General features: G+C 67.5%; 18 protein-coding genes. 10 read left to right on the top strand and 8 right to left on the bottom strand.

All coding sequences use genetic code 11. From position 1 onward, the window contains the following. Positions 1-9: 9 nt before the first annotated feature. Entirely contained in the window at positions 10-1,506 is a 1,497-nt protein-coding gene (locus tag QNJ67_16900) for a leucyl aminopeptidase (protein ID MDJ0610656.1), read from the bottom strand. Positions 1,507-1,892: 386 nt separating this feature from the next. Between QNJ67_16900 and lptD the strand changes: the two genes are divergently transcribed. From lptD to rsmA, 3 genes are all read left to right on the top strand, one after another. Further along, positions 1,893-4,124, top strand: coding sequence for an LPS assembly protein LptD (gene lptD, locus QNJ67_16895; protein MDJ0610655.1), 2,232 nt, complete (start codon positions 1,893-1,895; stop codon positions 4,122-4,124). 141 nt (positions 4,125-4,265) lie between these two features. Next, the gene (locus QNJ67_16890; protein MDJ0610654.1) at positions 4,266-5,528 is read left to right on the top strand and encodes a peptidylprolyl isomerase; all 1,263 of its coding nucleotides are present in this window, start codon (positions 4,266-4,268) and stop codon (positions 5,526-5,528) included. Between the two features lie 37 nt (positions 5,529-5,565). Further along, entirely contained in the window at positions 5,566-6,426 is an 861-nt protein-coding gene (rsmA, locus tag QNJ67_16885) for a 16S rRNA (adenine(1518)-N(6)/adenine(1519)-N(6))-dimethyltransferase RsmA (protein MDJ0610653.1), read from the top strand. 25 nt (positions 6,427-6,451) lie between these two features. Here the strand turns inward: rsmA and gmk are convergent, their stop codons facing one another. Together gmk and QNJ67_16875 are read right to left on the bottom strand one after the other, a co-directional pair. Beyond that, entirely contained in the window at positions 6,452-7,057 is a 606-nt protein-coding gene (gene gmk, locus QNJ67_16880; protein MDJ0610652.1) for a guanylate kinase, read from the bottom strand. 53 nt (positions 7,058-7,110) lie between these two features. Further along, positions 7,111-7,995 (bottom strand): YicC/YloC family endoribonuclease, encoded by an 885-nt coding sequence (locus tag QNJ67_16875; protein MDJ0610651.1) that lies wholly within the window; start codon positions 7,993-7,995, stop codon positions 7,111-7,113. 146 nt (positions 7,996-8,141) lie between these two features. On the opposite strand from QNJ67_16875, the gene QNJ67_16870 reads away from it, so the two are divergent. Next, positions 8,142-8,909 carry an SDR family NAD(P)-dependent oxidoreductase gene (locus QNJ67_16870; GenBank protein ID MDJ0610650.1) on the top strand — a complete coding sequence of 256 codons (768 nt, stop codon included), beginning with the start codon at positions 8,142-8,144 and terminating at the stop codon, positions 8,907-8,909. Between the two features lie 17 nt (positions 8,910-8,926). On the opposite strand, the gene mltG is transcribed toward QNJ67_16870, so the two are convergent. From mltG to fabD, 5 genes are all read right to left on the bottom strand, one after another. Continuing rightward, positions 8,927-9,925 carry an endolytic transglycosylase MltG gene (gene mltG / locus QNJ67_16865; GenBank protein MDJ0610649.1) on the bottom strand — a complete coding sequence of 333 codons (999 nt, stop codon included), beginning with the start codon at positions 9,923-9,925 and terminating at the stop codon, positions 8,927-8,929. An 11-nt stretch (positions 9,926-9,936) separates the two neighbouring features. Then, positions 9,937-11,202 carry a beta-ketoacyl-ACP synthase II gene (gene fabF, locus QNJ67_16860; GenBank protein MDJ0610648.1) on the bottom strand — a complete coding sequence of 422 codons (1,266 nt, stop codon included), beginning with the start codon at positions 11,200-11,202 and terminating at the stop codon, positions 9,937-9,939. Positions 11,203-11,279: 77 nt separating this feature from the next. Beyond that, entirely contained in the window at positions 11,280-11,516 is a 237-nt protein-coding gene (locus QNJ67_16855; protein ID MDJ0610647.1) for an acyl carrier protein, read from the bottom strand. Positions 11,517-11,701: 185 nt separating this feature from the next. Further along, positions 11,702-12,439, bottom strand: a complete 738-nt coding sequence (gene fabG / locus QNJ67_16850; GenBank protein ID MDJ0610646.1) for a 3-oxoacyl-[acyl-carrier-protein] reductase — start codon at positions 12,437-12,439, stop codon at positions 11,702-11,704. Positions 12,440-12,477: 38 nt separating this feature from the next. Further along, positions 12,478-13,437, bottom strand: coding sequence for an ACP S-malonyltransferase (gene fabD / locus QNJ67_16845; protein ID MDJ0610645.1), 960 nt, complete (start codon positions 13,435-13,437; stop codon positions 12,478-12,480). Between the two features lie 319 nt (positions 13,438-13,756). On the opposite strand from fabD, the gene rpsF reads away from it, so the two are divergent. The 6 genes from rpsF (at position 13,757) to alr (ending at position 19,436) form a co-directional block, all read left to right on the top strand. Next, complete coding sequence (gene rpsF, locus QNJ67_16840) at positions 13,757-14,230, top strand: 30S ribosomal protein S6 (GenBank protein MDJ0610644.1); 474 nt, start codon at positions 13,757-13,759, stop codon at positions 14,228-14,230. Next, positions 14,227-14,484 (top strand): 30S ribosomal protein S18, encoded by a 258-nt coding sequence (gene rpsR, locus QNJ67_16835; GenBank protein MDJ0610643.1) that lies wholly within the window; start codon positions 14,227-14,229, stop codon positions 14,482-14,484. Before rpsF ends, rpsR begins: the two co-directional genes overlap by 4 nt. Before the next feature lie 20 nt (positions 14,485-14,504). Further along, positions 14,505-15,137 carry a 50S ribosomal protein L9 gene (gene rplI / locus QNJ67_16830; protein MDJ0610642.1) on the top strand — a complete coding sequence of 211 codons (633 nt, stop codon included), beginning with the start codon at positions 14,505-14,507 and terminating at the stop codon, positions 15,135-15,137. Between the two features lie 347 nt (positions 15,138-15,484). Then, positions 15,485-16,717, top strand: coding sequence for a cyclopropane-fatty-acyl-phospholipid synthase family protein (locus QNJ67_16825; GenBank protein MDJ0610641.1), 1,233 nt, complete (start codon positions 15,485-15,487; stop codon positions 16,715-16,717). 90 nt (positions 16,718-16,807) lie between these two features. After that, positions 16,808-18,337, top strand: coding sequence for a replicative DNA helicase (locus tag QNJ67_16820; GenBank protein MDJ0610640.1), 1,530 nt, complete (start codon positions 16,808-16,810; stop codon positions 18,335-18,337). Continuing rightward, the gene (gene alr / locus QNJ67_16815) at positions 18,330-19,436 is read left to right on the top strand and encodes an alanine racemase (GenBank protein MDJ0610639.1); all 1,107 of its coding nucleotides are present in this window, start codon (positions 18,330-18,332) and stop codon (positions 19,434-19,436) included. The genes QNJ67_16820 and alr overlap by 8 nt, the downstream gene beginning before the upstream one ends.

Genomic DNA, 19,436 nt, shown 5'->3' with positions numbered 1-19,436 from the left:
CGCCTGGGGCTAGTTCTCCAGGTTGTCCGCGACCAGGCGGTCGAGCAGGCGCACGCCGAAGCCTGTCCCGCCTTTCGGCACGGTCGGCTTGTCCTTGCTCGACCAGGTCACGCCGGCGATGTCCAGATGCGCCCAGGGCGTGCCTTCCTTGACGAAGCGCTGGAGGAACTGGGCCGCCGTGATCGAGCCGGCCGAGCGGTTGCCGACGTTCTTCATGTCGGCCGCGTCGCTGTCGATCTGCTTGTCGTATTCCTTGCCCAGCGGCAGGCGCCAGACCGGCTCGTCCGTCGCCTGGCCGGCCGCGCGCAGCTGTTCGGAGAGATCGTCGTCATTGGAGAAGAGGCCGGCGTGCTCGTGCCCGAGCGCGATGATGATCGCGCCGGTCAGCGTGGCGAGATCGATGATGCCGCGCGGCTTGAAGTTCTCCTGGACGTACCAGAGCGCGTCGGCCAGCACCAGCCGGCCCTCGGCGTCGGTGTTGATGACCTCGATGGTCTGGCCGGACATGGAGGTGACGATGTCGCCGGGCCGCTGGGCCGTGCCCGAAGGCATGTTCTCGACCAGCCCGCAGATGCCGATCACGTTGGCCTTGGCCTTGCGCGCGGCGAGCGCGTGCATCAGGCCGATCACCACGCCGGCGCCGCCCATGTCCCATTTCATGTCTTCCATGCCGCCGGCCGGCTTGATCGAGATACCGCCGGTGTCGAAGGTCACGCCCTTGCCGACGATCGCGAAAGGCTGCTTGTTCTTGCCGGTCGCCGCGCCTTTCCAGTGCATGGTGACCAGTTGCGACTCGCGGTCCGAGCCCTGGCCGACCCCCAGCAGGGCGCCCATGCCGAGCTTGGTCATCTCCTTGACTCCGAGCACCTGGACCTCGACGCCCAGCTTTTCGAGCTTCTTGGCCTCGGCGGCCAGGGTCTTGGGATAGATAATGTTGGCCGGTTCGGACACGAGGTCCCGGGTCACGAAAACGCCGCCGGCCACCTTGGCGGCCACCCCGTGGTGTTTGCGGGCCGCTTTCACGTCCTCGACCAGGATGTCCAGCTTGGTCAGGCTCGGCTTCTTCTCGGCCTTTTCCTTGGTGCGGTAGCGGTCGAAGCGATAGCTGCGCAGCCAGGCGCCGGCCGCCAGCGCGGCGGCATGGGCCGCGTCGGCCTCGGCGTCGCCCAGTGCGTCGCACAGCACCGAGGCCTTGGTCTCGCCGCTCGCATTGAGCACGGCGAGCAGGCCGCCCCCGATCGCCTCGCTGTCCAGCGGCTTCAAGTCCTTCGGATCGCCCAGGCCGAGCAGGACGACGCGGCTGTTCTTCAATCCCGGCGGCGCGAGCACCTCGAGCACCTGCTTGGGCTTGCCCTCGAAACGGCTGGCCTTGATTGCCCGGGTCAGAGCGCCTTTGGTCGTCTTGTCGAGCTCGGCGGCGGCGCCGAGCAGCTTGCTGTTCTTTGCGGCGAACACGGCCAGCGCACCGTCCTCGGGCAGGCCGGGGGTAGCGAAAGAGATTTTCATCGCGGTCCTCGTCAGAGTGTACTCGGGCGGATATACGAAAGCCGCGATGGTACGGACCGTCATTCGGGCCGGTCGGCGAAGGCAGATCGCTTCCGCGCCGCGCGAAAGCCGTGGGATCCGATCTGCACGGCGCCGGAGGCCGAGGCTTTCTGACTCCGGGCCCCTGCGATATCCGCTCGACCGTTGCTCTGTCAATGCCTGCGCGGTCCGGCGCCGCGCCGTGACACGCTCTCTCGTCACATCCTCTTGCGGCTGCGGAATTTCGTTTGCGGTGCCGCAATGTCGGGTAAGATCGACGGCGCCGGGCGCGGGGGTCGCCCGAACGAGCCGCTGCGAGGGGGACGAGCACGGTGAAGCGGTATCAGGGGTTTCCTTGAATCGGGATCATGCGGGGGGCGTTGGGTAACTCGATCGGAGGTCTGGCGGCGGGCCTCTTGGTCTTCGCGGCTCTGTCCGCGTCCGCGCTCGCCCAGAGCGCCGGCCCGGCCGCCGCTACCGGCGTAGAGACGATACCTCCGGCGCCGGGTCGCGACGCCGGCCTGATCAGCGCCGACGAGATCGTCTACGACGAGGATCTGGCCATCGTTACCGCGCGCGGGAGAGTCGAGATCTCCCAGGACGATCGCGTCCTCATGGCGGACACCGTGTCCTACAACCGGCGCAGCGATGTTGTGACGGCCTCGGGCAACGTCGTCCTGATCGAGCCCGACGGCGAGGTGATCTACGCCGAGTTCGCCGAACTCACCGGAGACCTGCGCGAAGGCTTCATTCGCGACATCGGCATCATGCTGAGGGACCAGAACCGCATCGCGGGGGCCAGCGCGCTGCGCACCGGGGGCAACTTGACGGTGGTCCGCAACGGCGTTTACAGCCCCTGCAACTTGTGTCGGGAGAATCCGGACGAAGCGCCGTTCTGGCAGCTCAAAGCGACCAAGGTGATCCACGACGAGGAAGACAAGACGGTCCGCTATTCCAATGCCTGGCTGGAGATGGGTGGCCTGCCCGTGCTCTACCTGCCGTACTTCGAGCATCCCGACCCGACGGTCGACCGAAAGAGCGGTTTCCTGGCCCCGACCGTGGGTCGCTCGAGCCAGTTGGGCACCGTCGTCCAGATCCCTTACTACTGGACACTGGGGGATACGGCGGACATCACCTTCGAGCCGATCTTCACGACCGACCAGAGCGCCGTGGCCGCGGGCGAGTACCGCCAGCTCTTCAAGTTCGGCAGGCACGAGTTCCGCGGTAGCGCCACCATTGCCGACCGCGAGGCCAACAACGGCGAGACCAAGAGGAACGAGTTCCGCGGCCACATCGAAGCCGAGGGCCTCTACGAGCTCGACGAGGCCTGGCGCTCGGGTTTCGACTTAAATCGGACGACCGACGACACCTACCTGCGGCTCTATGGCTTCAGCGACGCCAGTTTCCTGACCAGCCGAGTTTTCACCGAGTACTTCGACGGTCGGGACCACGGCGAGATCGAGGCGATCGCCTTCCAGGGGCTGCGCGAGGAGGACGTTGACGAGGAGGAGCCCATCGTCGCCCCCTTGATCGACTACAGCTACAAGAGCGAGCCCCTGTTCGGCAATGGCGTGCTCAGGCTGGACCCGAACCTCGCCATCCTGACACGGGTCGAGGGCCGGGATACGCGGCGGGCGTCTCTCGTCAGCGAGTTCGAGATGCCCTTCACCGACCCGATAGGCGGCGCCTACACCTTCACGGCGCGGCTGCAGACCGACGGCTATTGGACTCAGGATTTCGAGCCTGGCAGCGACGACGTCAATCCGCCCGGCGTCGACGATTCGGAAGTGGCCGGCCGCTTCTTTCCCCAGGCCGCGCTGAGCTGGCGGCTGCCCATGGTTAGGCATTCGGAGTTCATGGATCAGTTGATCCAGCCCTCGTTCCAGGTGGTGGCCGGGCCGGACTTCGGCAATCCGGCCGAGATCCCGAACGAAGACAGCCTCGACTTCGAGTTCGACGATACGAACCTCTTCAGCCTCAACCGATTTTCGGGACGCGACCGTGTCGACGAGGGACAGCGGATTGACTATGGCTTCCTGTGGGAGGGCACGACGCCGGAAGACCGGGGCGCCGAGGTCTTCGTCGGTCAGAGCTATCGTCTGCGGGAGCAGGAAGACCTCTTCACCGAACAGTCGGGCGTGCGGGACAACCTCTCAGATATCGTCGGTCGGGTGAGGATCCAGCCGATCGCGGAACTCGACCTGCTCTACCGCTTCCGCCTGGACAAGGACGACTACGCGGCCCGGCGCCACGAAATCGACATGAACGTTGGCCCGCCGGCCTTGAACTTCCAGATCGGCTACCTGTTTACCGACGAAGAAGCCAGCACCGACACCGAGATCTTCGACAAGCGCGAGGAGATCAAGTTCAACATCTCCAGCCGGCTGACCGAGGAACTGTCGACCTCGTTCTTCCTGCGCCGGGACCTCGATCAAGACGAGAACCTGCGGGCGTCGATTGGTCTGGTCTACCAGAACGAGTGCTTCACCTTCGAGCTCGTGGGCGAACGGAACTTCTTCAATGACCGGGAAATCGATTCCGAGGACTCGGTGTTCTTCCGGGTGGAGTTCAAGAACCTCGGATCCTTCTCGCCGCTCTAGTATCTGTGGAATCACCGGGGTTTGGTTAACCCCTGCGCCCCGATAGCCGGCGCCGGGCGCATTGTTCCAGGGGCCGCTTCACACTATATTTCAAGATGACCGGGCAGCCACGGCATCGGAGATCGCTGCGGGTTTTTCGCGATGATTAGAAGCTTCAGAGTCAGCGCCTTCGTGTTCGCCCTCGCCCTCGCGGCATCGTTCAACGGGCCGGTCGAGCGGGCGGCGGCACAGGAGGTCCACCGGGCCGCCGCCGTGGTCAACGACGAGATCATTTCCCTCTTCGACCTGGTGATGCGGACCCGTCTCGCCGTTCTGGCCGCGGGATTGTCGGATCCGCAGAACCAGTACGATCGTCTGCAGCAGCAGGTCCTGCGCGGCCTGGTCGACGAGCGGCTCAAAATGCAGGAGGCCCAGAGGCTCGAGATTGCCATCACCGAGCAGCAGTTGGGCGAGGCGATCCGCCGTCTGGCGAACCAGAACAAGATGAGCGGCCCGGACTTCCAGCAGTACCTCGTGCGCAACAACGTCGCGCCCCAGGCGCTGGCGGACCAGGTCCGCACCACCTTGACCTGGCAGAGCGTCATCCAACGTCGCCTGCGCCCGACGGTCGACATCAGCGACGAGGAGGTCGAAGAGGTGGTCGACCGCCTGCTGACCAGCCAGGGCGGCATGGAACTGCGGATCTCGGAGATCTTTCTGGGCGTCGATTCGGTCAACCAGGAGAACGAGGTCGAACGCGGCGCCAGGCGCCTGATTCAGGAAATCCGCAACGGCGCAGACTTTCGGGCCCTGGCGCAGCAGTTCTCGCGCGCGGCGACGGCGGCCGTCGGCGGCGACCTGGGCTGGCTGGAGGAAAGCCAGCTGCCGGACGAGTTCCGCAATGCCCTGAGCGGCGCGCGGCCCGGCACGCTGGTCGGGCCGGTCCAGACCTTCGGCGGCTACTACATCCTGTTGCTGCGCGACCTGCGCCGTATCGCCACGGGCAACCCGACCGTGCAGCTCAAGCAGCTCCTCGTCGGCGTGCCCAGTGGGGCCGGAGCGGACGAATGGGAAGCGGCGCGACTGAAGGCGGAGGAGAGCATTGCGCTAATCGACGGCTGCATCGGCTTTGATGCCTTCGCCAAGGAGAACGGATCGCCCGGCTCGGGCGACCTCGGGCGGATCAAGCTCGCCGATCTCTCGCCCATGTTGCGGCGCACAATTACCGGCCTGGAGATCGGAGAACCCAGCGACCCGGTCAAGCTGCCGTCCGGGATCAGCGTGCTGTTGGTCTGCGACCGCGAGAACGACGGCATCGACCGGGAAAAGATCCGGGAATCCCTGGTCGCCCAGCGGCTCGATCTGCTCTCCCGACGCTATCTGCGGGACCTGCGCCGCGCGGCAAACGTGGACATGCGCCTTTGACGCCTGTCCCGGCCGGGCGGCGGCTCGCCTCGGCACCATGACCGCGCGCAGGAGATCCGGTGCCGACGCTTTGCCGCCTTTGCGCGAAGTCATCGCCCTGCACGGCCTGTCGGCGGCCAAGCCGCTCGGCCAGCACTTCCTGCTCGACCTCAACCTGACCGGGCGCATTGCCCGCGCCGCCGGAGACCTGGGCGGCGGAACCACGATCGAGATCGGTCCGGGTCCCGGCGGCCTGACCCGCGCCCTGCTGGCCGAAGGCGCCGGCCGGGTGGTCGCGGTCGAGAAGGACCGGCGCTGTTGTGCCGCGTTGCAGGCGCTGGCCGAGGCCTATCCAGGCCGTCTAGAGCTGGTCGAGGGCGATGCGCTCGCGCTCGGTCTTCGGACGCTCGGCGCACCGCCGCGGCGCATCGTGGCGAACCTGCCCTACAACATCTCCACGGCGCTCTTGGTCGCATGGCTGCGGCAACTGGCGGCGGACAGCGAGGCCTACGAGTCCCTGACCTTGATGTTCCAGAAGGAAGTCGCGGCGCGGCTCGCGGCGGCGCCGGGCGAAAAGGCCTACGGCCGCCTCTCGGTCCTCGCCCAGTGGCTCACCGAGGTGGTCCGCCTGTTCGACGTTCCCGCCCGGGCCTTCACCCCGCCGCCGAAGGTTAGCTCGACGGTCGTGCAGCTGCGGCCGAGGCCTCAGCCGCTCGCGCCGGCGTCCCTCGATTGGCTCGAGCGGGTCACGGCGTCGGCCTTCGGCCAGCGCCGCAAGATGCTGCGCCAGAGCCTGAAGACGCTGACCGGCGACCCGAAGCGCCTCCTGGCGGCGACCGGCATCGCCGAGACCGAGCGGGCGGAAGACCTCGATGTCGCCCAGTTCTGCGCCCTGGCGCGGTGCTGCGAAGAAACCTGAGCCACCGTGGTGCGGCGGCCCGGCCTCAGCCCGCGCTGCGCAGCGCCTCGACGAAGTCGTGCAGGCCGGTCACCCGCTCCCGGCGCAGCCGTTCCGCCGCGAGGATCGCGCTCACCTGGGCCACGCTCTCTTCCACGGAGCGGTTGATGATGACGTAGTCGTACTCCGCCCAATGGCTCATCTCGTCCGAGGCGCGTGCCATCCGTCCCTGGACGACGACCTGGGGATCTCTGGCGCGCGTCTCGAGCCGGCGTCGAAGCTCCTCCGTGGAGGGCGGCAGAATGAAGACGCGGACCAAATCTTCGCGGGCCTTCTCCGAGAGCTGCTGGGTCCCCTGCCAGTCGATGTCGAACAGAACGTCCCGTCCTTCCGCCAAGGCCTTTTCGACCGCCGCCCGCGGCGTCCCGTAGCGGTGATCGAACACGCGGGCGTGCTCCAGAAAGTCGCCGGCGGCCACCATCTGCTCGAAGCGCTCCGCCGTGACGAAATCGTAGTCCACGCCGTCCTGCTCGCCCGGACGCTTCGGCCGGGTCGTTGCCGATATGGAAAGTTCCAGGTTCGGGTCGCGGTCCAGCAAGGCGCGAGAGATCGTGGTCTTGCCGGCGCCGGAGGGCGAAGAGAGCACCAGCATCAGCCCGCGGCGCTTCAGTTGGCCTTGATCGATCGACACCTGGTCCCGGCCCGCTATTCGAGGTTCTGGATCTGCTCGCGGAGCTGATCGACGACGGTCTTGAGCTCCAGGCCGATGCGCCTCAGGTCGACGTCCGGCGCCTTGGCGCAGAGCGTGTTGGCCTCCCGGTTGAGCTCCTGGCACAGGAAGTCGAGGCGGCGGCCAACCGGCCCGCCGCCGGCCAGCAGTTCCCGCGCCGCCTCGATGTGCGCGGTCAGCCGATCGAGTTCCTCGCGGACGTCCGCTTTGGTCGCGAGCACCGCCGCTTCCTGGGCCAGGCGGTCCTCTGGCAGGGCCGGGGAGGCCGCCAGCAGTTCCTCGACCTGGGCGCGCAGCCGGGCGCGCAGGGCGTCGGGCTGTGCCGCGGCAGATTCCGCCGCCTTGTCGACCAGTGCCTGCAGGCTCGCCAGGTGGCCCGAGACGACCTGATGAAGACGCGCGCCCTCGGCGCGGCGCGCCTCGGCGAGCGCCGCGAGAGCGTGTTGGAGATCCGCCGCCAGCGCCGCCTCGCGGGCCGCCTTGGCGTCGGGCTCGTCTTCTTCCTCGGCGACCTCGACCACGCCGCGCACCGCCAAGAGGCCGTCCAGGCTCGCCGGCGCCACGGCGGCGGTCCCGCCCCGCTCGGCGGTGAGCTCGCCGGACAGGGCCAACAGCCGGTCCAGCAGCTCGCGATTGATCCGATAGCTCTGGGCCGCCGCCGCCGCCTTCATTGTCAGGGAGACCTGCAGGTTGCCGCGCGCGCAGGCCTGGGCGGCCGCGGCCCGCGCGCCGCCTTCCAGGGCATCATAGCCCGGCGGCAGGCGGAACCTCACGTCCAGGGATTTCCCGTTGACGCTCTTGATCTCCCAGGTCCAGTTGAAGCGGTCGTCGCCGCCCTCCTGGCGGGCGAATCCGGTCATGCTGGAAACGGGCTTTTCGTCTGCGGCTCGTCGATTGGCCATGACGCGGCGTGATCGGTCGGAAATGCGTTGCCTGGGTGCTAGGGTCGCTCCTTATATACGCGCGTCCACCGGCCAACAAGTGAACGAGGGAAGCCCACCGACCCATGGGAGATTTCAAGACTGTCCTGATCACCGGCGCGTCCAGCGGGATCGGCGAGGCGCTCGCCCACGCCTATGCTGGGCCCGGCGTGACCCTGGCGCTCACCGGGCGCGACCGTGAACGCCTGGCCCAGGTCGCCGCGGTCTGTCGCGGCCGCGGCGCCGAGATCGTCACGGCCGCACTCGACGTGACCGATCAGGAAGCGCTCTCGGCCTGGATCGCCGAGGTCGATCGCAGCGCGGGCTTGGACCTGGTCGTGGCCAACGCAGGAATCTCGGCGGGCACCGGGGACGTCGACGAGAAGGACGCGCAGACCCGGAGGATCTTCGCCGTCAACCTGGACGGCGTGATCAACACGGTCCTGCCCGCCGTCGCCTGCATGCGCCCGCGCGCGCGCGGCCAGGTGGCGATCATTTCCTCCCTGGCGTCCTTCCGGGGTTTTCCCGGGGCGCCGGCCTACTGCGCCTCGAAGGCGGCGGTCAGGATCTGGGGCGAGTCCCTGCGGGGCCACCTTGCCCGCAAGGGGATTGGCGTGAGCGTGGTCTGTCCGGGCTTCGTCAAGAGCCGCATGACCGCGGTCAACTCGTTCAAGATGCCCTTTCTGATGGAGACCGACCGGGCCGCGGAGATCATCAAAAGCGGTGTCGCCCGCAACAAGGCGCGGATCACCTTTCCCTGGCCCCTAGCGGCGGCAATCTGGGCGCTAGCGGCCCTGCCGCCGGGCCTGACCGACACGGCCCTGAAAAAGCTGCCGAAGAAAAGACGCAGCTGATGGGGCCCGGCGGCGCGCTAGTTCTTCGACCTTCGCTTCCTGCGCTGTTCGCGCTGGAACTTGCGCCACTTGGCGACGTTTCGGTTGTGCTCGGTCAGCGTCTTCGAGAAGGCGTGTCCGCCGGTGCCGTCGGCGACGAAGTAGAGGTAGGGACTCTCGGCGGGATTCAGCACCGCCTCCAGGGAGGCGCGCCCAGGGTTGGCGATCGGTCCCGGCGGCAGCCCGCGGTTGAGATAGGTATTGTAGGCTGACGGCGTGTCCAGGTCGCGGTAGGTCAGGGGGCGGCCCAGCTCCCGCTCGCCCTGGGTGATGCCGTAGGCGACGGTGGGATCGGACTGCAGACGCATCCGGCGCCTGAGGCGGTTCACGAAGACCGAGGCCACGAGGGGCCGCTCTTCGGCGACACCGGTCTCTTTCTCCACGATCGACGCCAGGATGACGGCCTCTTCCGGCGTATCGATGGGCAGGCCTTCGGCGCGGTTCGGCCAGAGCTCGGCCAAGGTCTCCTCGAGCGACGCCTCCATGCGAGAGACCAGGGCGGTACGGTCGTCGCCGAAGGAGTAATGGTAGGTTTCCGGCAGGAGGGTGCCTTCCGCCGGAACCTCAGAGACCTCGCCGACGAGGCCCTCGGCGGCCGCCAGCAGGACGACGACCTCGGTGCTGGTCAGGCCTTCCGCCAGCGTGATCCAGCGGTCCACGGTCTCCCCGCTCTTCAAGATGGCGTAGGCTTGGCGCATGGAAACGCCGGCGGGGAAGCCGTACTCGCCCGCCTTGAGGTCGCGGGACGAGCCGAGGATCCGAACCCCGAGCTGGAACAGTTTGGCGCTCTCGATGATGCCTTCGTTGGCGAGTTGCCGCGATATGGCGTTCAATCCGGCGCCGCGCGGGATCACCAGCGTCCTGTCCGTGCCGAGCGGTCCGCTGCGGTCGAAGCGCTGGGCGCCGTAGAGCAGGCTGCCGCCGAAGACGATGGCGACCGCCGCGAAGACGCCGATCAGGTAGACGCGGCGCTGCACGCTTGCCTCGCTCAGTTGTGGGCGGCGAGCACCAGAGAGGCGTTCGTGCCGCCGAAACCGAAGGAATTGGAGAGTGCCGCGCGCACCTTGCGTTCCTTGGCCCGATGCGGAACCAAGTCGATGCCGTCGCACCCCGCCGAGGGCGTGTCGAGGTTCAAGGTCGGCGGCACGATCCCTTCCTTGATGGCGAGGATCGAGAAGATCGCTTCGACCGCGCCTGCCGCCCCGAGCAGATGGCCGACCGCCGACTTGGTCGATGACATCGACAGCGTGGCGCAGTGCTCGCCGAACAGCCGCTTCACCGCGCCCAGCTCGATCTCGTCACCCAGGGGCGTCGAAGTGCCGTGCGCGTTGATGTAGTCGATGTCTTCCGGGTTCATGCCGGCGCGCTTGAGGGCGGCGCGCATCGAACGGAAGCCGCCGTCGCCGTCTTCCGCCGGCGCGGTGACGTGGTGGGCATCGCCCGACAGGCCGTAGCCGACGACCTCGGCATAGATCCGCGCGCCTCGGCGCTTGGCGTGCTCCAACTCCTCGAGCACGAGGGCGCCGGCGCCTTCGCCCATGACGAAGCCGTCGCGATCCTGGTCCCAGGGACGCGACGCGCGCTCCGGCGTGTCGTTGAAGTGGGTCGACAAGGCGCGCGCCGCCGCGAAGCCCGCGACGCCGAGCCGGCAGACCGCGGCTTCGGCGCCGCCGGTGATCATCACGTCGGCGTCGTCCAACGCGATCAGCCGCGCGGCGTCGCCGATCGCGTGGGCGCCGGTCGAGCAGGCCGTGACCACCGAGTGGTTCGGCCCCTTGAATCCGAAGCGGATCGACAGCTGGCCCGATACCAGGTTGATCAGCGCCGCCGGGATGAAGAAAGGCGAGATCCGCCGCGGACCCTTGTCGTTAAGGATCAAGCTGGTTTCGTAGATCGTCTCGAGGCCGCCGATGCCGGAGCCGACGAGAACGCCCGCGCGTTCGCGGCTGGCGTCGTCCTCCGGCAGCCAGCCGCAGTCGTCGACCGCCTGCTGACCGGCGGCGATGCCGTAGAGGATGAAGCGGTCGATCTTGCGCTGGTCTTTAGGCTGAAGGTAGTCGTCGGCGTTGAAGCCGCCGTTCTTCGTTTCGCCGATCGGCACTTGGCCGGCGATCTTGGCCGGCAAGTCGGAAACGTCGAAGTTCTGAATGCCGCCGATTCCCGACGCGCCCTCGATCAGGCGATGCCAAACGTTCTGGACGCCGGTGCCAAGCGGCGTGACCAGTCCAAGTCCCGTGACGACGACTCGTCTCATAGGAAGCTGACGATTGATGTTCCGTGGAGAGCAACCGCAGGATGCCGGTCGTGAGATCCTGCTTCAAGCTTTCGCGTTCAGGCGTGCTCGGAGATGAAGTCGATGGCGTCCTTGACCGTCACGATCTTCTCGGCGGCGTCGTCCGGGATCTCGCAACCGAACTCCTCTTCGAACGCCATGACGAGTTCGACGGTATCAAGGCTGTCAGCGCCAAGATCATCGATGAAGCTTGCCCCGTCGTTGACCTTTGCATCGTCGACGCCGAGATGTTCGACCACGATCTTTTTGACGCGATCGGAAATGTCGTTGCTCATGTCCACCAACCTCGATTTCTTGAAAGCCCGTTAGCGAGCGAAAGGTTCTCGTAACCTAGGTCTAAGCTTGTTAACAAGACCTTGCTTCGGCCGCCGTGATTTCTTGCTGCGCACGGGGCGTTTTTTGCCTCATATCACAGTTGTCAGCGCCGGAAAAGCGCCGCGAGCGCAACGCCGCCCGCGATCTACAGCATCGCCATTCCGCCATTCACGTGCAGGGTTTGGCCGGTGACGTAGGCGGCTTCCTCGCTGGCCAGGAAAACGGTGCAGGCCGCCACGTCGTCCGGCGAGCCGAGACGGCCCGCCGGCACCGCGGACAGGATCTTCTCCTTCTGCGCTTCGCTGAGGGCGTCGGTCATGGCCGTCTCGATGAATCCGGGCGCGACGCAGTTCGCCGTAATGCCGCGCGAGGCGACTTCTTGTGCGAGCGCCTTCACCAGGCCCGTCGTCCCCGCCTTGGAGGCGGCGTAGTTGGCCTGTCCCGGGTTGCCCGTCGTCCCGACGACGGAGGTGATCGCGATGATGCGGCCCCAGCGGCGTTTCATCATGCCGCGCAGGCTCGCTCGCGCGAGCCGGAAGCCGGCGCTCAGGTTAACTTTCAGCACCTTGTCCCAATCCTCGTCGCTCATTCGCATGGCCAGGTTGTCGCGGGTCAGGCCGGCGTTGTTCACGAGGATGTCCAGCTGGCCAAGGTCCTTCTCCACTTGGCCCGGCAGCCCGACCACGGCGTCGTCGTCCGACAGGTCGCAGGGCTCGATGGCGACGCGTTCGCCCAGCTCCTCGGCCAGTTCGGCGAGCGCGTTCTCCCGCGTCCCGGAGAGCGCGACGGCCGCGCCGCAGGCGTGCAGCCTGCGGGCGATGGCGCCGCCGATACCGCCCGATGCCCCGGTGACGAGCGCGACCTTGCCGGAAAGATCGAACATCATGGACTTAAATCCTCTCTTGTCTCGCGCCGCCTGCCTCAGAGCGCGGCGGCCAGCGACTCGACCGCATCGGGCGTGCCGACGGCGCTCGCGGTGAGCTCCCGGTCGATGCGCCGGGCCAGACCGGTCAGCACCTTTCCGGAGCCGAGCTCGACCAGCTCGGCCACGCCGGCCTGCTTCATGGCGAGCACTGATTCGCGCCAGCGGACCAGACCGGTTACCTGCTCGACCAGCAGCCGACGAATCGTCTCGGGACTGTCGACCGGCTCGGCCGTGACGTTGGCGACCAGCGGCACCGCGGGCGGGCGCAGGACGGTCTCGGCCAGCGCCTCGTTCATGACCTCCGCGGCCGGCGCCATGAGCGCGCAGTGGAACGGCGCCGATACCGGCAGAACAACGCAGCGCTTCGCACCTTGCTCCTGGGCCAGCTCGACCGCCCGCTCGATCGCCTCTTTATGGCCGCTTATGACGACCTGGCCCGGCGCGTTATCGTTGGCCGGGTCGCACACCCGGCCGCCGGCGCCCGGAGCGCCCGAGCGGGCCTCCTCGGCGATGGCCCGGGCCGCGTCCAGGTCGAGCCCGATCAGCGCCGCCATTGCCCCCTCGCCGACAGGCACGGCCGCCTGCATGGCCTGACCGCGCCGGCGCAGGAGCCTCGCCGTGTCGCCCAGCTCCAGAGTGCCCGCGGCGGCCAGCGCCGAGTATTCGCCGAGCGAATGGCCGGCGACGAACATCGCGGCCCGGCCCAGGTCCAGGCCCGCCTCCTGCTGCAGGACGCGGACCACGGCCAAGCTCACTGCCATCAGGGCGGGCTGGGCGTTCTCGGTCAGGGTCAGCTCGTCCTCGGGGCCCTCGAACATGAGCCTGGAGAGCTTCTGGCCCAGGGCGTCGTCGACCTCTTCGAAAAGGTGCCGGGCCGGCTGGAAGGCCTCGGCCAGGGCGGCGCCCATCCCAACGGCCTGGGAACCCTGCCCAGGAAAGACGAAAGCCCGGCCCATCGATGTCTGCCCCCACCGCTCCCGAGGCACATTTCGCGCCTCGAATCCTTGATCGCGTCAGAGATAGCGGCTGTTCTTCCTCTGTCAAGCTCGGCCGGTCCGGGTTGGCTAGGGACCGGCCGGCGAGCGCTTGCAAGCCCTAAAGCTTCGTGTATAGTCCGGCGCCGTCGCGGCCAGGCCGTGACGTTTACATAGCTCCTTGCCGGTCCGCGCGGCTCTGACGTGGCGGGTCGGCTCTGGTCCGGGCGGCCGTCGACAGGCCCGCCCCGAGAGGCTGGCAGAGGCTCCGGACCGTCAACCCGAAAGGAGAGCGCGCGAGATGCCGCTTTACGAGAACGTTTTCATTGCCCGCCAGGACGTGTCCGCCGCCCAGGTCGATACCCTGGCCGACCAGTTCACCAGCCTGCTCCAGGAGCACGGTGGTGAAGTCAAAAAGAAGGAATACTGGGGCCTTCGCAGCCTGACCTACCGGATCAAGAAGAACCGGAAGGGGCACTACGTCCTGCTCAACATCGATGCGCCGACCGCGGCGGTCCAGGAGATGGAGCGCACCATGCGGATCAACGAGGACGTGATCCGCTACCTCACCGTCCGAGTCGACGAGCTCGAGGAGGAACCCTCGATCATCCTGCGCAGCAAGGGCAGCCGGGACGACCGGGGCCGGGGTCCGAGGCGCGGCCCGCCGCCCGGCCGTGGCAGGGATTTCGACGAGGGGCGCGGACGGCCCGGCGGGCGCGGCGGGGCCGAAGCCTCGGAGAAGCCCCAGGCCAAGAGTGAAGGAGACGACAAATGACGGTGCAGATCGTTAGCAAGGGCGCCGCCGTCCGGCGGCCCTTCTTCAGGCGCAGAAAGAGCTGTCCCTTCTCCGGGCCGAACGCGCCGAAGATCGACTACAAGGACATTAAGCTGCTCAACCGTTTCGTCTCGGAACGCGGCAAGATCGTGCCGAGCCGGATCACCGCGGTCTCGGCGAAGAAGCAGCGTGAACTGGCCCAGGCGATCAAGCGGGCCCGCTACCTGGCCTTGCTGCCCTACGTCGTGGACTAGGGTCGGCGGAAGGAACCATCATGGACGTGATACTTCTGGAACGGATCGAGAAGCTCGGGCAGATGGGCGACGTGGTCACCGTCAAGCCGGGCTACGCACGGAACTTCCTGCTGCCCAAGCGCAAGGCGCTGCGCGCCAACAAGGAGAACATGGCGTTCTTCGAGACCCAGCGCGCGCAGCTCGAGGCCGAGAACCTGAAACGCCGCGAGGACGCCGAAGCCGTCGCCGCCAAGCTCGGCGGGACGAGCGTCGTCCTGATCCGCCAGGCCGGCGATTCGGGGCAGCTCTACGGCTCCGTGTCCGCGCGCGACATCGCCGACGCGGTGACCGAGGCCGGTATCTCGATCGAGCGCGGGCAGGTCGCTCTCGACAGGGCGATCAAGGTGCTCGGGTTGCACCAGGTCAAGGTTCGACTGCACCCCGAGGTCGGCGTCGAGGTGACCGCGAACGTGGCCCGCTCCGACGCGGAAGCCGAACGTCAGGCCGAGACCGGTCACATGGTCAGCGCCGAGGAGCAGCGCGAGGCCGAGGAGGCCGCGGTCGAAGCGGTCATCGCCGAGGTCGAGCAGGCCGAGGTCGAGGAGGCCGAGATCGCCGAAGCGTCGGACGAAGCTGCGGACGAGCCGGCCGAAGACACCGCGAAGCCGGCCTGAGGCGGCCGAACGGCGGGGCGCGCCGCGGCGCGTCCCGTGTCGCCGCCCGCGTGAGGGCCCGGCGAGTCTCTCTATCCCCTTCTTTTTCACGCCCCGGAACCGCGGCGGCCGGCTCGGCTGCGGGCGGGACCAGCTCGCTTGCAGCCGGCGGAACGTCCGCTCCGCCGGACCGATCCATTGCTTGTCGCGCGCTGGACGGAGGCCGAGGCTGCCGCTATCCTACTGTTATTGAGACAATTTACCTCTGCCGACCGAGCCGCTTTGTATGCCGGGCGGGTGGTGGAACGGAACAGGCGCGAAAGAAAGGAAAAGGCAGGCGCCTTGGAACGAGCATTGGGGGTTAGGCCATGTTGCTGCGAAAGATGCTCGAGCTATTGATCAAGGAGGGTAGCTTCACCCTCATCGATGCCGCGGGAAAGACTTGGACCCTGGGAAACGGAGACGAGCCCCGCTGCACGATCCGCATCCTTGACCGCGCGACCGAGTACAAGATTCCGATCAATCCGGCGCTGCGGTTCGCCGAAGCCTACATGGACGGCCGGCTCGACATCGAGGAAGGGAGCCTCGAAGACTTTCTTGCCCTCTCCCTGCAGAACTGGCCCCACCTCGAGAAGCACTGGACCTTCAAGGTCGGCCGCGCGATCCACACCTTCGGGCGCCGCCTGGGGCCCTACAATCCGATCCCCAAGGCCAAACGCAATGTGGCGCACCACTACGACTTGTCGGGCCAGCTCTACGACCTCTTCCTGGACGAGGAACGGCAGTACTCCTGCGCCTACTTCACCGAGCCGCACAACGACCTGGACCGGGCGCAGCGGGACAAGCTCAGGCACCTGGCGGCCAAGCTGCTGATCGACCGGCCGAAGCTCCACGTCCTCGATATCGGGTCCGGCTGGGGCGGGCTCGGGCTCTACCTGGCGCAGGTCGGCGACTGCGACGTCACCGGACTGACCCTGAGCACGGAGCAGCTGAACCGGGCCCGCGCACGGGCCAAGAGCGCCGGCCTCGACCAGCGGGTGCGGTTCCACTACCGGGACTACCGCGAGCAGGAGGGCCGCTTCGACCGCATCATCTCGGTCGGCATGTTCGAGCATGTCGGCCAGAGGCACTACAAGGAGTTCTTCCGCAAGGTTGGCGAATTGCTGCGCGACGACGGGGTATGCGTGATCCACGCGATCGGCCGCTTCGTCGAATCGGGCCCGGTCAACGGCTTCATCACCAAGTACATCTTTCCCGGCGGGCAGCTGCCGAGCCTCTCCCAGGTACTGCCGGCAATCGAGCAGAACCGGCTGCTCGTCACCGACGTCGAGATCCTCCGCCTGCACTACGCGGAGACCCTGCGTCTCTGGCACGATCGCTTCATGGCCAATCGGGACAAGGTGAAGGCGCTCTACGACGAGCGCTTCTGCCGCATGTGGGAGCTCTATCTCAAGGGTTGCGAGATCGCGTTCCGGACCCAGGACCTGATGGTGTTCCAGATCCAGCTGGCCAAGACCAAGGATAGCGTGCCGCTGACCCGCGACTACCTCTACCAGTGGGAGCAGGGCACGCCGGCGCAGCGGATCGTGGCCGCCGAGTAGCGCGGTGGCCGGTCTTGTCCCCGTGATCCACACGCTTCCCCGCTTTCCTTCTATGGCGCGAAGCGAATCGCGTGCATAATGTTGTCGGCTATGGACGCACAAGGCGCTGGCACTTGGGCGACGCTGGCAACGGCGAACGCCACTTCCGACCACAATCGCGAACCGCCGGTCAATTACGAAGCCGAGCAGGCTCTGCTCGGTGCGATCTTGGCCAATAACGCGGCTTTCGAGCGGGTCGCCGATTTCCTGCGCCCGGAGCACTTCGCGGAGCGCACCCACGGCGAGATCTACGAGGCCTGCGGCGCGCTGATCGACCGCGGACAGGTCGCGAACGCCATCACCCTGAAGAACTACTTCGAGCAGAGCGAAGCTCTGGCGCAGGTCGGCGGCGCGAAGTACCTGAGCGCGCTGCAGGGCAACTACATCTCGATCATCAACGCTCGGGACTATGGGCAGACGATCCACGATCTCCACCTTCGCCGCCAGCTGATCGCCGTCGGCGAGGACGTGGTCAACGACGCCTTCGACCACGATCTGGAGGAGACGGCGGTCGACCAGATCGAGCGGGCCGAGCAGAAGCTCTACAGCCTGGCGGAGGACGGCCAGACCGAGGGCGGCCTCAGGGACTTCCGCTCGGCGGTGATCGAATCCATCCACTTGGCCGACGCGGCGCATAAGCGAGAGGGGCATGTCGCCGGGGTGGCGACGGGCTTCGCCGACATGGACCGCCTGCTCGGCGGGCTGCACAGTTCCGATCTGGTGATCGTGGCGGCCCGCCCGTCCATGGGCAAGACCTCGCTGGCGACCAACATCGCCTACAACGTGGCCGCGACCGCCGGCCTCGAGCGCGACGCCGAGGACAATCTGATCGAAAGCCGCCAAGTGGTCGCCTTCTTCTCGCTCGAGATGTCGACGGAGCAGCTGGCCACGCGGATTCTGGCCGAACAGGCGGCGGTCCGCTCCGACTCGATCCGCCGGGGCCAGATGAAGAACGAGGAGTACGATCGCCTGATCCAGGTGAGCAACGGACTCTACCGCCTTCCTCTCTTCATCGACGATACCCCGGCGCTCACGGTGCCGGCCCTGCGTATGCGCGCCCGGCGGCTGAAGCGCCAGCACGGGCTCAGCCTGATCGTGGTAGACTATCTGCAGCTGATGCAGGGTGCCGCGGGCAGCCGCAGCGACAACCGGGTCCAGGAGGTCTCGGAGATCACCCGCGGCCTCAAGGCGATCGCCAAGGAGCTCGACGTGCCGCTGGTCGCGCTCTCGCAGCTCTCCCGTCAGACCGAGCAGCGCGACGACAAGCGGCCGCAGCTGGCCGACCTCCGGGAGTCCGGCTCGATCGAGCAGGACGCCGACGTCGTGCTCTTCATCTACCGCGAGGAGTACTATCTGGCGCGCGAGCGCCCGACCCAGAGGGCGAACGAGACCGACGACGCTTTCACCAAGCGACGGGCCGGCTACGAGCAGCGTACGCGCGACGCGGCCAACCTGGCCGAGATCATCGTCGCCAAGCAGCGGCACGGCCCGATCGGCACCGCGGTGCTTCATTTTGACGGCGCGTTCACCCGCTTCAGCGACTACGAGCCGAGCGACCATCTCCCCGAGGTTCATGGCTGACACCGGCGCGCGGGCCGGGGCGCTGTTGCGGATCGACTTGGCGGCGATCCGGGCGAACTACCGTAGGCTGGTCCAGGAGCTCGGCGGCGTGCCCTGCGCGGCGGCGGTTAAGGCTGACGCCTACGGCCTGGGCATGGCGCGGGTCGCGCCCGCGCTTCGTGCCGCCGGCGCCCGGCACTTCTTCGTCGCCCTGCCGGACGAGGCCCTCGCGCTGCGGGCGACGCTCGGCCCCGAGGCCGAGATCTACCTCTTGGCCGGCGCCATGCCGGGGACCGAAGCCGACCTCCTGGCGCACGACGTGGCGCCGGTCCTGAACAGCCTCGGCGACCTGGAGCGCTGGCGCGGGCTCGCGCGGCGAGAGGGGCGGCGTTTGGCGGCCGCCCTCCATATCGACACCGGGATGAGCCGGCTCGGGCTGCCGGAGGACGAGCTCGCCGCGCTCGCGGACGATCACGGGCTGCTCGACGGCGTCGACTGCCGCTACGTGATGAGCCATCTGGCCTGCGCCGAGGACGCCGGCCACGCGCTCAACCGGGCGCAGCTTGATGCCTTTCGCGCGGCCCGGCGGCGCCTGCCCGACCTGCCGGCGAGCCTGGCCAATTCCTCCGGCATCTTCCTCGGGGCCGCCTACCATTTCGATCTCGGCCGGCCCGGCGCCGCGCTCTACGGGGTTAATCCGACCCCCGGCCGGCCGAATCCCATGGCCTCCGTGGCGCACCTGGAGGCTAGAATCCTGCAGGTTCGCGACGTTGACGCTCCACAGAGCGTTGGATATGGTGCGACCTACCGCGTGACGGGCCCGAGCCGTCTCGCGACGGTTGGGTTGGGCTACGCAGACGGTATCTTTCGCTCTCTTTCAAACCGGGGAACAGGCTTCATCGGCGGCATAAAGGTTCCCGCGGTCGGACGTGTCTCCATGGATCTCGTAGTGTTCGACGTCTCCGCGGTGCCCTCGGAAGCTGTCCGCCCCGGCGCTATGGTCACGCTGCTTGACGACACCCATGGCGTCGATGCCCTTGCAGAGGAGGCGGGCACCATCGGCTACGAGATCTTGACGGCGCTCGGCCGGCGTTACCACCGGACTTACACGGACAGCTGA

Source organism: Kiloniellales bacterium (assembly GCA_030064845.1).
Classification (GTDB): domain Bacteria; phylum Pseudomonadota; class Alphaproteobacteria; order Kiloniellales; family JAKSDN01; genus JASJEC01.
Note: the sequence above shows the minus strand (reverse complement) of the source record. Positions and strands in the feature narration are given on the sequence as shown.